This is a genomic window from Erythrobacter neustonensis (assembly GCF_001663175.1).
Taxonomy (GTDB): Bacteria; Pseudomonadota; Alphaproteobacteria; order Sphingomonadales; family Sphingomonadaceae; genus Erythrobacter; species Erythrobacter neustonensis.
On the sequence record NZ_CP016033.1, the window covers coordinates 1,616,809 to 1,630,958 of the forward strand.

Sequence of the window (14,150 nt, forward strand, 5' to 3'; positions counted from 1 at the left end):
TGCCGTCCTGCTACCGGCCCAGTTCCGATGCTCTTTCAACGAGAGCGGATGTTCGTCGAATGTCCGTTGCGGACCGGAGCTGCCGTTCGAGAGGTTGCGTACTTACGACGGCTTTGTCCCACCACCCGCCAATTCGCCCATGCAACACCCCGAAGTAGCTCGCATCAGAAGGGCTCTTGTCGGTTGGCCGGGTCTTCTTGGCAGACGGGCTCATATTCGATGCGCCGGGGGCCAGGCTGACGGCGGCTTGGTCGCGTTGCGAAACGAAAATCCGGAATCGAACCGGGTGTAAAAAGCTGGTCCTTGACCTTCTCACACAGCAGGATACATTCCCTCTCACAGGCACCAAAAACCCTTGGTTTTCTGAGGTTTTCAGGTGGGTTGAAATGAGGATTGGAATCCCTTCACCCGCTCCAGCCCTCCCTTCCCAAACAGCCCCAGAAAGTCTATAAAACCCTTGAAAATCCGAGGGATTTGGACCCTCGGTCGTCCGAGAATGTCCCTATTCTTCCTGCTGCATCCGGGGCCCTTGGGGGCCACATCGCGGGGCCAAGGCATTTCGGGCATTTGGACTGGCCCCCACGTGGGGACCACGAGCTGGGAAAGGACCGAGGGCCATGCCGCTGACAGACGTTGCGATCCGGAACGCCAAACCGCGCGATAGGCCCTACAAGGTGGGCGACACTCTCGGCCTGTTCCTGCTGGTGCAGCCGTCCGGCGGCAAGCTTTGGCGGGTCAAATATCGCATCGACGGCAAAGAGAAGAAGCTGGCGATCAGCATCTATCCTCAGGTTGGTCTCGCGGAGGCGCGGCGCAAGCGTGATGCCGCCCGCGAGTTGGTCGCTGTCGGCAAGGATCCCGGCCGCGAGAAGCAGCGCGAGAAAGTGCGGTCGCGCATCTAGGCCGAAACTACCTTTGACGCCATCGCCGCCGAATTCTGCCAAAAGCGCAGGCGTGATGGTCAAAAGGCCTGAGCGGTCAGCACGGCGACGCGATGCGAGTATTTGCTGTCGTTGCTCAAGGGATCGATCGGCAAGCTACCCATCACGGATATTGAACCCGCTGACGTCTTGATTGCCGTTCGCAAGATTGAGCGCAAGGGCCAGTTAGAAAGTGCCCGCCGCACCCTGCAACTGGCTGGAGCGGTGTTCCGCTATGCAGTGGCAACCGCCCGCCTCAAGTCTGATCCAACCCGCGACCTGCGCGGTGCGCTGACCGCGCCGACGGTCACCCACTACGGCGCGATCATCGATCCGGCGCGCGCGGGCGAACTGCTGCGCGCCATCGACGGTTACGAAGGTCAGCCGATCACCAAGCTGGCGATGCAACTGGCCCCGCATGTCTTCGTTCGCCCCGGCGAGCTGCGCCACGCAGAATGGAACGAATTCGATCTCGAAGGGGCGCTGTGGACCATCCCGGCGGGCAAGACCAAGATGCGCAAGGATCACCTCGTCCCGCTCTCACGCCAGTCGATTGCGATCCTGGAGGGCCTCCGTGCCCTGACCGGTCCCGACGGCTACGTCTTCCCCTCGATCCGCTCCCGCAAGCGCCCGATGAGCGACAACACGATCAACGCAGGCCTGCGCCGATTGGGCTACTCCACCGACGAGATGACCGCCCACGGCTTCCGCGCCATGGCCTCAACCCTCCTCAACGAAAGTGGCAAGTGGCACCCCGACGCAATTCAGCGGGCATTGGCCCACGGCGACAGCGACAGAGTCCGCGCGGCCTAGTGAAGGACGAGGGCTTTGCCGACATATTCGCTCAGTCGATCGGGGATGCGCTGGAGCTAACCCCCGGTGTCTTCGCCGACACCAGTGCCCCGCGTGAAAGCCGTATCTCGATCCGTGGGTCGGGCCTCAATTCCAGCTTCGAACGGCGCGGCCTCACCGTGCTGCGCGACGGGGTGCCGATCAGCCGCGCATCGGGCGCGACCGAGTTTCAGGAGGTCGATCCGCTGACGGTGCGCTACATGGAGGTGTTCAAGGGCGCCAACGGGCTGCGCTACGGGGCGGCATCGCTGGGCGGGGCGGTCAATATCGTCAGCCCGACCGGGCGCACCGCCCGCGCGCCGATTGCCCTGCGTGCCGAGGGTGGCAGCTTCTCCACCTTCCGCGGCAATGCCTCGCTCTCGGGCAAGAGCGGCGATGTCGATTACTGGGGCGGGCTCACCGGGCTGACCAGCGATGGCTACCGCGAGCACAGCGAGGTGCGCAGCCTCTATGGCCACGGCAACCTCGGATGGCGGGTGTCGGACAATATCGAGACCCGCTTCTACGTCACCGCGCTGTCGGACAATTTCGAGCTGGCAGGCAGCTTGCGCCTTGCAGACGCGCTCGCAAATCCACACGCGGCAGGCCGCCCGGTGACGGCGGGGCCGTTCTTCCCCGGCGGGCTGGTGACCGTGCTCGACCCCGGCCCGGTCGTGGATGACTGGGATCGCAACCTCGATGTCTACTGCGTGTCGAATCTGACCATTATCGACTTGGGCAGCACTGATCTTGAGTTCGGCGCATGGTATACACGCAGCAATCTCGACCACGCGATCACCCGCTTTGCCGGGATCATCGTGCAGGGCAAGGATGAGGTTGGTGTCTCGACGCGCCTCTCCGGCAGTCTCCCTTTCCTCGCCGACCAGACTCGTTGGCAGGTGGGGGCGATCTATGCCTTCTCCAGCAATGACGCGAAGACCTCCGCCAACAATTCGGGCGCGCGCGGCGCGCTACGGACGCGCTCGGATCAGGATTCGGACACGCTGACGGTCTATGGCCAGGCCGATCTCGGGCCGACCGACGCCGTCACTCTGATTGCAGGCGGACAATATGCCCGCGCCACCCGCGATGTGACCGCAATCCTCAATGCGGTGACGGGCCGGGGCGAGTATGACCAGTTCAACCCGCGCGTCGGCCTGCTGGTGGATGCAGCCGAGGACATCCAGTTCTTCGGCAACATCAGCCGCAGCTTCGAAGCGCCCAGCCTTGCCGATCTCACCAGTGGCGGAGCCTTCCCCTTCGCGCCATTGGACCCCCAGCGAGCGACCGTGTTCGAAGTGGGCACGCGCGGGCAGGCGGGGATCGTCTCGTGGGACGTCGCGCTTTACCGGGCGGAGCTGGAGAACGAGTTTCTCGACCTCGCCGTGCCGGGCGCGCGCGGACTGGTGACGGTGACGGCCAATGCCGACAAGACCGTGCATCAGGGGCTCGAATTCGGGCTCGATGTGCGGCCCTTCAAGGCGACGCTGGAGAAGAACGGTCAGGCCCTGCGGCTGAGCGCGGCCTATACCTTCAACGACTTCGCCTTCGATGATGACGCGGTCTATGGCGATAACCAGCTTGCCGGGGTGCCGCGCCATGTGCTGATCGCCGAGGCGCGGTTCGATCAAGTGGACAGGTTCTACCTCTCCACCACCCTGCGCTGGATCCCTGATGGCCCGTTGGCGGACTATGCCAACACCGAGAGGGCTCCCGGCTACGAAACTGTCCAGATCACCGCCGGGGTCACGCTGACCGAGGGGATCGAGCTGTTCGGATCGGTCGAGAACCTGTTCGACGAGGTGTTCATCTCCAACGTCACCACCAACGCCAACCAGCGCCTCACCAACGAGGCGATCTACACCCCCGGGCAGGGCCGCGCTGTCTTTGGCGGCCTGCGCGCGCGGTTCTGAGGGAGGCAGCGATGAGCATGAAGACCAAGACCGCGCGCTGGTCCTATTCCAAGCATCAATGGCTGGGGCTGATCGGCGGAGTCAGTCTGCTGGTGTGGGGCCTCTCCGGCCTCACCCATATTGCCATGGTGCTGTTCGGCCCGCAGCAGGCGGCGTTCATGCCGCCTGCGGCCACGGTCGCGCTCGAAGGGGCGCGGCCGATTGCGCAGACCCTTGCAGAACAGGGCATCGCCGGGGCGGTAGCGGTGAAGACCGTCCCCGCGCCCGGCGGCGGGGTGCTGTGGCAGGTTACCGCGGCAGCAGACGGCGCGCGGCGCTACTTCCGCCCCGCAGACGGCAGCGAAGTAACCGGCGGTGACCGGGCGCAGGCCGAATTCCTCGCCCGCCACTACCTCGCAACTGACCGGCCGATCACTGCGGCACGGCTCCAGACCAAATTCGATGCCGACTACCCTTGGGTCAACCGCTTGCTGCCGGTGTGGAAGCTGGAGTTTGCGGGGGACGACGGCCTCACCGCCTATGTCCACACCGAAACCTCCAGTCTCGCGGGCGTCAACAATACCACCAAGACCCGCCTGCCATCGATGTTCAGAGCGCTGCACACCTGGGAATGGGTGCCGCCGGGGATGGACAGGCTGCGTGTCGTGGTGATCCCGCTAATGGTGGGGAGCTTGCTGGCGCTTGGCCTGACCGGCGCGGCGATGCTCGTGACGGTGCGGCGCAAGAAGCAGCTGCCGGGAGCGCGGGGGTGGCATCGGATGGCTGGCTATGCGCTGGCCCTGCCGCTGATCATGTTCTCGGCCTCGGGCATCTACCATCTGATCCAGTCGGCGCTGGCACCGCCCGTCAGCCAGCTTAAGATGGGCAAGCCCGTCAATGTCGCGAGCGGCAAATGGCCCGTCGAGGCCGACTGGGCGCTGATCGCCAAGGGGCGGGACATCGCCTCGGTCGCGCTGGTCGAGGGGGCCGAGGGTCAGCCGTTCTACCGCGTCGGCCTTGCGCCAAAAGGCCCGATGGGTGGCGGCGAGCATGACCACACCCCCGCCAAGACGGCAGCGGCGGATCATGGCATGGCAGGCCACGACCACGCGGCGATGATGGCGGCACAGGCCAAGGCCCCCACCACCGACGCCGAAATCCGCGAGGCGCGCTTTGCCGGGATCAAGCTTGATGGCCCGGCGATCTACCTCGATGCCGCCACCGGTAACGTGGTGAATTCCGGCGACAAGGACCTTGCCCTTGCCATCGCCCGCCGCTTCACCGGTGCGCCCGACAGCACGGTGACGGGGGGTGCAGCTCGTCACCCGCTTCAGCCACGAATACGACTTCCGCAACAAGCGCCTGCCGGTCTGGCGGGTCGATTACGGCGCGCCGGTCAAGGCCAGCCTGTTCGTCGCTACCGGCACGGGCGTGCTGGTCGACCGGGTAGCGGACGGGGAGAAGCCCGAACGCCTCGTGTTCAGCTTCATCCACAAGTGGAACTTCCTGTTCCCCGTCGGACGCCTCGCGCAGAACGTGATCGTGGGCGTGTTCGCCATAGCCCTCATCGGCTTCATGGCGGTGTTGGGCCTGGGAATGGATCTGCTCCGTCGCCTTCGGGCGCGGCTTCAGGGCCAGAGGCAGGACGAGGACGTTGGCACAACGTAAGTAAAACAGAATGGTCTCCGACCATTCTGATTATGGTGTCGTCTGCTCCTCGTCGTCAGCGAGGAGCAGGCCAATCATATCTCGGTGTTTTCGGCGAGTGCCAGCGCGTCTTCGACGTCGATTCTTAGATAGCGAACCGTGTTCTCGATCTTACTGTGACCGAGAAGAATTTGGACGGCACGCAGATTGCCGGTAGCCCTGTAGATGATCGAAGCCTTGGTTCGCCTAAGGGAGTGGGTGCCATATTCGCTTCGCATCGAGCCAATCCCGGACACCCATTCATCGACAAGCCGGGCGTATTGTCGTGTGCTGAGGTGCCCGGTGCGATCAACACGGCTTGGGAAGACGTAATCGTCCACGCTGCCGCCCCTGCGCTCAAGCCAGGCCAGCAAACTGGCGCGGGCATCCGGCAAAATCTCGAACTGGACAGGACGAGTTGTTTTTTGCTGCATCATGATTGCGCGCGTTCGGGTTGGCCTTCCGTCGACAATGTCGCCGATCTTCATTCGCACAAGGTCGCAGCCGCGCAGTTTGCTGTCTATGGCAAGGTCAAACAGCGCACGATCACGCAAGAGGCCGCGTTCGTTGAGGTAAAATCGGATTTGACATATCTGCCTCGGCTTTAGCGCGCCCTTCGCGCCAACGGTCCTCCCTGCGTTCCAGACTGGGCGCTGACTTTTGGTTGTTTCGTTTTCAGGTGTTTCCATGATCGTTCTCCAGTGACCAAAATGGCCGCCGGAAGGATGTCTGCTGGCCTGAAGATTGAAAATGCTGCGGCATCGATCGACCCAGACCCGGTCATTCTCGGTCGCGATGATCAATGACTGCTTTGCCTAGAGGCTGCAATTCCGGTTTTGAGATCACGAGTAAGCTCTGCTAATGACTGCAGATGGGTGGCTAAGCGAATGCCGGCTTATCTAAGATCTGATGGCGCCGCACCAAAGTCACCCGCTGACCGACGCGCAAGGAAAAGCCGCAATCCACGATCGAGCCGCGCAGTGCCTGCCTTTAAACATCAAGCACGTTTGCCCGCCGCCGTATCAGCGTAACCCGGTCATTGACCACAGCAACGATCAGGGGATCGCCGCAAGCGCAATCCGTTTTCCCGCTGCGGCGCAAGCACAAGGTTGGTGCATATCGAAAAGTGGGCAGCAGCAGTTACAGGTAACGGTGCAAAAGACACATTTGTGCGCAATATGGTGTGCCTATATGGGATGGCTCAAACAACGGGCGGATTGGTGCTGATGCGCGGCCAGTGGCAGGATGCCCGAATTTCTGCGTAACCCGGCGGCGGGAAAAATTGTCGCCGTCCTTGAAATCAGGACATTCAAATGCATAGGGAAAGCGCGTCAGCAGATGACTTGCAGGACGAGGAACTTGTAGCATTTTCATCCGTGCAGCACCCGCACGAGGAATACAGGTTCGCGGCAAACAGCCAGATCTCTGTGATAGCGATGGGGGTATTGAGCGCATTGAGCGCTGTGCTGCTGCTAGCTGGAATCGAGGCGGCGCTTACCTATTCGATCGCGTCGGGCTGGATCGATGCGCCCCCTGGCCCGGAATTCTACGCGTCACTGGTCAAACGATCATGAGCCCCAAGGCTGCCTTGGTAGCGAACACGCCGGCGAGCAACGCGAAATCAATTGCTCTGCTCAAACCATCTGAAAACATGGGATTGCACTCCTGACCGGGAGGCCTTTTCCGACAGTTTTCTTAGAAACCCTTTATCAGACACTCCTAACGCGTTGGTCACCATAGATCGGCGACAATCGAGAGAAATCGCCGAAGTGACGTTGACAGCGACCACAGCCTCCCCCCGAGCCGCTCCCATGGTCGAGCGGCGATATTTTGGCCTGCGCCGCGGCCGCCCGTATTGGGTCAAGCGCGCGCGCCGCCGGAACGCGATCTTTGTCGCAAGCCTGCTTTTCGGCCTCGCTTGGATGGTGTTTTCGGTATGGCTGTCGCTGCCGTGGCTGACGGATCTGGGAAACCTGACCCATCCGTTGCTCGCCCTCGCAGTTCTGACTTTCATCGCGTACCTGCCCGGCTTCATGAACGCGTTTCTTCTGTCCAGTCTGGTGCTGCGGCCGAGCTCGCTCAGAGAGACGCCGATCGAATGGCCGGGCGTGAGCGTGCTCGTCGCGGCTTACAACGAAGAGGCGACGATTGCGGCAACGCTGCAATCGCTCAGCCAACTCGACTACGCCGGGCCGGTCGAAGTCATCGTCATCGATGATGGCTCCCGCGACCGGACATTCGCAATCGCCGAATCCTGCGCAAGTCTCTTTGCAGGCCAGACGCAATTCGGCCTGAAAGTGGTGCGGATGGCGCGCAATGGCGGCAAGGCCGCAGCGCTCAATCACGGGCTGAAAGGGGCCAGCCACGAGCTTATCGTCACGATCGATGCCGATACCCTGCTCGATCCGGACGCCCTAAGATCGGTGGTGGAACACCTTTACGCCGCCCCTCCTCAGACTGCTGCCGTCGCCGGTTCGGTGCTTGTCGCCAACGCCATGGCGACCCTCACGACCAAGGTGCAACAGTGGGACTATTTCCACGGCATCGCCGCGGTGAAGCGGATGCAGGGCATGTTCAATTCCACCCTTGTGGCGCAAGGGGCCTTCTCGCTCTACCGCAAGGCGGCACTTACCGCGGTCGGCGGCTGGCCCGACATGGTGGGCGAAGACATTGTCCTGACCTGGTCATTACTGCGCGAAGGTTACCGGGTCCGCCATGCAGAAGACGCGGTCGCTTGGACTCATGCACCCGAGGGGTTTTCGCAACTTGCCAAGCAAAGGCGCCGCTGGGCGCGCGGAATGATCGAGGCGCTCAACCTGCACAAGAGCCTGCTGCTCAAGCCCAGGATCGGCACCATGTTCATTCACTGGAACCTGCTGTTCATCGCCATCGACGTTGCTTTCACCTTTGCTTTCTTGCCGGGGCTGGTGCTTGCGGCGCTCGGCATCTACTGGCTTGCGGGCCCGATCACGCTGCTCGTGCTGCCGATCGCCGCGCTTTGGAACATCATCATCTATCGCATTCAGTCTCGCATGCTGAAGAAGGAGGGGATCACCTACGCCAAAAGCGCGCTCGGTTTCCTCGTCTACGCGTTCGCTTACACGCTGGTCATGCAACCTGTTTCCGTCTGGGGCTACATGTCGGAATTTTTCGGAAGGAAGAAGCAATGGGGCTGAAGCCCGTCGTCCGCATGGCAGCAACGATCCTTGGCGGAGCACTTTTCTTGCCTGCCGCTGTTCAGGCCCAGCAGGCCGGTGCGGGCACGCCCGCTGTCGGCACGGAAATTACGGTCTCGAACGACAGCGACGAGACGACAGTCACGCGCGTGGCACTCGATCTCGATCTCAGGAACGATGGCGACGCGAAGCGTATCGGCGTTCGGCTCGAGAACGTCTGGTATGAACTGCTCGGCGCGTCCGCCGAGCAACGCCAGCGCGTGTTTCTCCAAGCCGGCGACACCGCTGGGAAATGGACTTGGGCGGCGCGTGTCGGGACGGACGGGGACAACCTGATCGGTTCGGCTTCGGTTTACGACGACTCCCGCTTCCGCAAGGAGCTGTTTGTCGAGCGCGACATCGTCGAGACTCCGCTTGGTCTCCAGAGGCACCTCTATTCGACTTTCGGCGGTGCCGCGATCGACCTGCCCCTGAACGACCGCAACACCCTGACCGTGCTCGGCGGGTTTCAGGAGTTTTCAGGCGACAACGAACGGCTCCACCTGCGGGCCAACTACGTCTACGTGGTAAGCCCCGAAGCGGGTGTCAGCGCGCAACTGCGAGGCCGATATTTCCACAATACCGTGCCGCGGGAGTTTGACTACTTCTCGCCGCGCGACTTCGTGCAGGCCCTGCCGGTGCTTCAGGTGCGCCGCTTCGTGAGCGGATGGCAACTGCTGGCGGTCGGCGGAATCGGTGCACAGCGCTTCACCGCATCGCCATGGCAGCAGGCGAACTATGCCGAATTGTCTGCAAGAAGCCCGCAGCGCGGCCCCTGGAGGGCCGGAGCACAGCTGGTCTACAGCAACACCCCGGGCAACAACGCCTTGCAGAGCACCGACTACACTTACATTCAGGGACGCGTCACCTTAAGCCGAACCTTCTGATTTGCGGACTCAACTTTTTAGGATCCGCTTACGCAGACGCAAAGCTAGCGGAGAGCTGACACGCCCAGCGTACGCGCGGCACCGCTGATCGAGCCGGATAGGCAGACTTGGAAAGAGACGATGAGCGCGCGCGGGTCCAGCCCAGCGGACAGGTCGCTGGTCGCTGGAAAGGCTCGAAGTCGTCATGATGAGTTTTTGGTGCACAAAGGGCCGCGCCGCAAAGGTGGACTTCTGCGGGGATATCGAATTGCCCATGGTTGCCAGCCTGAAGGGCGAATTGTGCAACCATAACGAGCGAACTTGGCGAGCAGACCTGGATCGTTTAAGCTATCGACGCTGGAAAGAGGCGACCAATCCGCCAACACCTTGCTTTCGGTCGCAATTCTTCCGTGCCTGAGCAATTTTTGATTTGCCGATTTCGCTAAAAGCAGCCGTTTGGATTGGACTTGGGGAATGGCGGCTCGGTCCCACCACGCGGCGTTCACTTCGGCAACAGGCGACGAAGTCAGATGATTTCACACATATGGCACTGGAATACATGCTTTACCCCAAACCTGCCGCTGATGGATAAGTCAGTATTTGGGGCGATGGGCACCTACAAATCGGGCGAGATTAACAGCGAAACTGTAGCGAAGTTTAACTTCTTTCCGCCTTTGAGACGTTGTCTAAGCTGTCCTCCAGCATCACAAGCACGGGTACTTCCTTTTCTTCGCGCGCTGCCTCAAGCCAGAACTCTGCAATCCATATTCCCCAAGGAACATATATCAGAATTGCTGCAGCAATCGTGGTAAATATGCACGACAACAAGAAGCCTAACCCGCGGCCTATAGCAAAGCCCACGAAACCACTGACAATGCCAGGAAGCAGTCCTATCATGACGGTCTCTTTCGACGGATCATTCCTGCTTAATCTCGCTTCCGATGCCCTGCTGCCATTAAAGGGGCAACAACATCACCTATCCCCAGCAAGGGATGAGTTCGGATGAGTGATGGGCAGTCGTCAAGGGCGTAGATGTCATCCTTCACGCAAGGGCGCACATGTTTTGGCCTGCCAGTCATCGCGCATTCCCCGCCAAAAAACGACTAATCTGTCTCCCCCAACTCTCGGACCTGTTCGAGCCATGTGTGCCATGCTCCGCGAACGACACCAAATGTCAGCAGCAGTCGCTCACCTTGCGCCGGTTAACGACAGCTTAGTCTCATATCCTGCCATTCAGACTTGCTGGTCTACTGCGCAGCGCGATTCCGGGGTCCAAGTTTCCAAGCTGCGATTTCCTCGTCGAGTTGGGGGCTGGGCTCTAGCTGAAAAGTCCGAAACATAGGCACACCGAACGCGACAGGTCGCAATGATATCATTCTGATTTGAGACCCGAAAACGGCGAAAATGGGTGTGGTAGCTTCTTAATCAAATCCGACCGCCCAATAAGATTCGACGAATTTGGCGCTAAACCACTGAAAAGGCTTAACAACTCTGTCAAGTTCAGCCATCCGAATCTGATCGACGATTCCCAACTTTGAATCCGATCCGGACTGTCCCAAGTTTTCCACATGCATTCAGCGATTTTGGGGTGTCGGTTGGGGGCCAGAGAAAACTGGAGAGCCAATATTACGCTTTGATCTCAATTCAATAAGCCAATGTTTGGCTTCCCTTAACCCCCTCCAGTCGCCGCGCTTTTGTCGTGGTGATCAGCAGCCCAGCCGATCTGCCAGTTCGATAATGCTGTCCGCGCGCCATTCCCATGCCTGTTCGTGGTGCGCGTCGGGGGCGGGGGCGCCGCCGTATTCCTGCGGGCGGTCGACATAGGCGCATTGCAGACCGGTAGCACGCGCGGCGGCGAGATCGCCGTGGTGCGCGGCGACGAGGCATAAGTCGTGCGGTGCAATTGCGAGCAGTTCGGCGGTGCGCAGATAGGCGCGCCGGTCGGGCTTGTAGAACCCGCTGACCTCCGCGCCGAGGATCGCGTCCCACGGCAGGCCCGCAGCCCGTGCCATGTCGAGCAGCAGCGCGACGTTGCCGTTGGACAAGGTGACAACCGGAAACCGCGCCTTGAGCCGCGTCAGTCCCTCGACCGCATCGGGCCACGGATCGAGCCGGTGCCACGCATGGTTCCAGTCGGCGAGCATCGCTGCGTCCAGCGTCGCCACGTCCGCGCCCCAGTCGCGCAGGGTGTTTTCGAGCATCTCGCGGTGGAGAATGTCGAGCGGCACGAAATCGCGGCCCGATGCCTTCATCCCCTGCATCGCCGCGATATATTGCGCGCGCCACGCATCGGCGAAGGCGGCGGGATCGCGCTCCCCCATGCCGATCTCGGCGAGAAATACCGCCGATTCGCGCGCTATGCTGGTGCGCCAGTCGACCACGGTGCCGAACACGTCGAAGGCGAGCGCCTTGGGCAGAACCGGCGACCCCATCAGCGGGTGCTTTCCGAAATGCGGATCGTCTTGCCGATCGTCTCTGCGGCGATGGCCTTCTTGCCGAAGGGCAGCCGGTGCCAGCGTTTTTCGGCGTAGGCGCGGGTCTGGTCGGCGGCGTGGGGGGATGCGGGGTTGGTCGACTGCGAATAGCTCAGGATCGCATCGGCGACCGGGCCGGTTTTGTCGAAGCTGACGATCTGGATGTAGCTCGTCCCGTGCCGCGGGGTGAGGCCGGTGGGGGTGGGCACGGATTCCTGCATGTTGAGGATGCCCAGCGTTCCCGGACCGCCGTGGATCGGGATCACGCCGCCATCCGCGATCACCTGCTGGACATCGCCCCACGGCGCATCGAGCGCGATGCCGGCGCTGTCGAGTTCCGCCACGGCTTCGGCCAGAGCGGCGAGCAGTTTTTCGCCCTTTGCCCCCTCGGTCGCCAGATCGCGCGGGGTGCCGACCGGGTCGTTCGCATTGAACGGTACTGCCCACAGGCCCGGCAGGCGCGCGGCCCTGGGCCAGAAGGCGCGGAACAGCGCTGCGCCGCGGCTCGTCGCCTCGAAGCGTCGATCCCAATGGCCAAGAGCCGTGCAGCCGCGCTTGGCACCCTCGGCCATCGCCGCGCTGCTGCCGCACAGCACCGCGATCTCGTCCATCGCCATGTCGGCGGCGAGGCTCTTGTTGGCAAAGGCATGTGCCATGGCGCGCGGATGGTCGACCTTGCCGCCGGCCACCAGCGCGGCGGTTTCGATAAAGTTCGAACGCGTCCGCAGCGACCGCGCGGTCGCATATTTGCCCAGCACCGGCGACAATTCGCGGTGCGGCAGTGCCGGATTGCTGATCCAGTAGCTATCGTTCGAATTGGTGAGCCACGTTTTTACCGTGGTCGCGGCCTGATCGCGCGCGGGCATCAGGCCGGGAACGGGCGTGCCGGCAGCCACATCCCAGTCGCACGCCGCCTTGCTGCCATCGAGCAGGATCGCCAGTTCGGCAAACAGCGGCGCGATCGGCGTGGCGCAGTTGCGCGCCTTGTCCGCCGACACGTTGGGCACCGCGGTGACATCGGCGTGGAGTGCATTGCCATAGCGATCGGCAGCGATGGTGTTGACCCACGGAATGCCCAGTGTCTCGCTGACCGCGGCCTGCACTTCGGCCACGGTCTTTGCCTCGCCGATCCGCAACCAGGTCTCGATCCCGCGCTGGTTGCCGCGGTTCGCGTCCTTGACGGCAAACGCGCTCGCGCCGGTCCACGTGATGCCGCGTGAGGGGATGACGAAGACCGGGCCCCAGCGGGTGGAATACATCGTGCGCGTGACAGGCGCGGCGCCGCCGGGCATCGGCACGCTGACGGTGCGCTTGGTCATCGGCTCGCTCTGCCCGTCGACCAGATAGCGCGTGGGATCGGCAGGATCGAGCGCGAGTTGATAGAGCGTGAAATGCCGCGCCTCGGTGACGGTGTGCGTCCAGGCGACATCCTTGTTGAAGCCCAGCGTCGGCATCGGCGTTCCGGCAAGGCCCACGCCCATCACCTCGTAGCCGCCCGGACCCTTCACATGCATCTGCCAGAACCGATTGGGGCCTTTCCACGGGAAGTGCGGATTGCCGATCACCATGCCCGATCCATCGGCGGTCACATCGCTGCCGAACGCCCAGCCGTTGCTGCCGATGCCGAGGTTCTTCGGATCGGGCATGGAGATCGCGACCTTGGGCGCGGAGGCGGGCACGCCCGGCGGGGCGGCGTTGGCAATCGCCGCGGCAAGGTTGAGCGAGCTTGCCAGCAGCATCTGCTTTTCGTTGAGCCGCAGCATATCGTCGGCGGTGATCGGGCGCACCCACGGCTTGTCGCGGCATTCGGCGGGGATGCCATCGGGGCCCGCATCCTTCAGAAAGCGGTTATAGCCCGCGACATAGCCCGTCATCAGATCGCGCGCGCGCGGCGAGAGCGCGGTGGCCGCGCCGGCGCGCAGCATCGGCACATCGATCACCGTGCGGAAAAACACGTCCGAGGAGAGATTGTCGACATCCTCGAAGCCCAGCGTCGCCTTGCCATCCGCGCCGAAATGGAGCGAGCGTTCGCCCGCCACGGTGGCGAACTCTTCGGCCAGCAGGCACAGATTGTCCTGCGCATAGGCATAGGCGACCCCGTACCCCACGCTGCGCCAGTCGCGCGCGGTGATATGCGGGATGCCGTAGGTGGTGCGGGTGATGCTTGCCGACAGGCGCTTTGCGGCCTGCGCCGCGCTTATCGGCGCAGTCGTCGCCAGAATGGCAGCTGCCGCCGCCAGAACCGAAATCCGGGTCATCATCGCTC

11 protein-coding genes are annotated in these 14,150 nt (G+C 62.5%); 7 read left to right on the forward strand and 4 right to left on the reverse strand.

All coding sequences use genetic code 11. The features are described 5' to 3' along the window. Positions 1 to 617 precede the first annotated feature (617 nt). The 4 genes from A9D12_RS15025 (at position 618) to A9D12_RS07505 (ending at position 5,439) form a co-directional block, all read left to right on the forward strand. Entirely contained in the window at positions 618 to 902 is a 285-nt protein-coding gene (locus tag A9D12_RS15025) for an Arm DNA-binding domain-containing protein (protein WP_231889567.1), read from the forward strand. A gap of 102 nt (positions 903 to 1,004) precedes the next feature. Next, a complete protein-coding gene (locus A9D12_RS14495; protein WP_231889568.1) occupies positions 1,005 to 1,733 on the forward strand; it encodes a tyrosine-type recombinase/integrase in 729 nt (242 codons plus the stop codon). Beyond that, entirely contained in the window at positions 1,733 to 3,664 is a 1,932-nt protein-coding gene (locus A9D12_RS07500) for a TonB-dependent receptor family protein (protein WP_068350725.1), read from the forward strand. The genes A9D12_RS14495 and A9D12_RS07500 overlap by 1 nt, the downstream gene beginning before the upstream one ends. Before the next feature lie 11 nt (positions 3,665 to 3,675). Further along, positions 3,676 to 5,439, forward strand: coding sequence for a PepSY domain-containing protein (locus tag A9D12_RS07505; RefSeq protein WP_068350726.1), 1,764 nt, complete (start codon positions 3,676 to 3,678; stop codon positions 5,437 to 5,439). Here A9D12_RS07505 and A9D12_RS14500 read toward each other — a convergent pair. Next, positions 5,386 to 6,018 carry a tyrosine-type recombinase/integrase gene (locus tag A9D12_RS14500; protein ID WP_082925456.1) on the reverse strand — a complete coding sequence of 211 codons (633 nt, stop codon included), beginning with the start codon at positions 6,016 to 6,018 and terminating at the stop codon, positions 5,386 to 5,388. The genes A9D12_RS07505 and A9D12_RS14500 overlap by 54 nt on opposite strands. A gap of 654 nt (positions 6,019 to 6,672) precedes the next feature. Here A9D12_RS14500 and A9D12_RS07515 point away from each other — a divergent pair. The 3 genes from A9D12_RS07515 to A9D12_RS07525 all read left to right on the forward strand — a co-directional run bounded on the left by A9D12_RS07515 (position 6,673) and on the right by A9D12_RS07525 (position 9,431). Continuing rightward, entirely contained in the window at positions 6,673 to 6,903 is a 231-nt protein-coding gene (locus A9D12_RS07515) for a hypothetical protein (RefSeq protein WP_156522827.1), read from the forward strand. Between the two features lie 237 nt (positions 6,904 to 7,140). Beyond that, the gene (locus tag A9D12_RS07520; RefSeq protein ID WP_197489790.1) at positions 7,141 to 8,505 is read left to right on the forward strand and encodes a glycosyltransferase family 2 protein; all 1,365 of its coding nucleotides are present in this window, start codon (positions 7,141 to 7,143) and stop codon (positions 8,503 to 8,505) included. Then, complete coding sequence (locus A9D12_RS07525) at positions 8,496 to 9,431, forward strand: hypothetical protein (RefSeq protein WP_068350729.1); 936 nt, start codon at positions 8,496 to 8,498, stop codon at positions 9,429 to 9,431. Before A9D12_RS07520 ends, A9D12_RS07525 begins: the two co-directional genes overlap by 10 nt. 636 nt (positions 9,432 to 10,067) lie before the next feature. On the opposite strand, the gene A9D12_RS14665 is transcribed toward A9D12_RS07525, so the two are convergent. From A9D12_RS14665 to A9D12_RS07535, 3 genes are all read right to left on the reverse strand, one after another. Next, complete coding sequence (locus A9D12_RS14665) at positions 10,068 to 10,307, reverse strand: hypothetical protein (protein ID WP_156522828.1); 240 nt, start codon at positions 10,305 to 10,307, stop codon at positions 10,068 to 10,070. Positions 10,308 to 11,116: 809 nt separating this feature from the next. Further along, a complete protein-coding gene (locus A9D12_RS07530) occupies positions 11,117 to 11,842 on the reverse strand; it encodes a haloacid dehalogenase type II (RefSeq protein WP_068350730.1) in 726 nt (241 codons plus the stop codon). Then, the gene (locus A9D12_RS07535; protein ID WP_068353984.1) at positions 11,842 to 14,142 is read right to left on the reverse strand and encodes a penicillin acylase family protein; all 2,301 of its coding nucleotides are present in this window, start codon (positions 14,140 to 14,142) and stop codon (positions 11,842 to 11,844) included. The genes A9D12_RS07530 and A9D12_RS07535 overlap by 1 nt, the downstream gene beginning before the upstream one ends. Between the last annotated feature and the right edge of the window lie 8 nt (positions 14,143 to 14,150).

Excerpts from the sequence above, each read along its gene's own strand:
- A9D12_RS15025 (WP_231889567.1), top strand. The coding sequence starts at position 618 with ATGCCGCTGACAGACGTTGCGATCCGGAACGCCAAACCGCGCGATAGG.
- A9D12_RS07505 (WP_068350726.1), top strand. The coding sequence starts at position 3,676 with ATGAGCATGAAGACCAAGACCGCGCGCTGGTCCTATTCCAAGCATCAA.
- A9D12_RS14500 (WP_082925456.1), bottom strand. The coding sequence starts at position 6,018 with ATGGAAACACCTGAAAACGAAACAACCAAAAGTCAGCGCCCAGTCTGG.
- A9D12_RS07520 (WP_197489790.1), top strand. The coding sequence starts at position 7,141 with ATGGTCGAGCGGCGATATTTTGGCCTGCGCCGCGGCCGCCCGTATTGG.
- A9D12_RS07525 (WP_068350729.1), top strand. The coding sequence starts at position 8,496 with ATGGGGCTGAAGCCCGTCGTCCGCATGGCAGCAACGATCCTTGGCGGA.
- A9D12_RS14665 (WP_156522828.1), bottom strand. The coding sequence starts at position 10,307 with ATGATAGGACTGCTTCCTGGCATTGTCAGTGGTTTCGTGGGCTTTGCT.
- A9D12_RS07530 (WP_068350730.1), bottom strand. The coding sequence starts at position 11,842 with ATGGGGTCGCCGGTTCTGCCCAAGGCGCTCGCCTTCGACGTGTTCGGC.
- A9D12_RS07535 (WP_068353984.1), bottom strand. The coding sequence starts at position 14,142 with ATGACCCGGATTTCGGTTCTGGCGGCGGCAGCTGCCATTCTGGCGACG.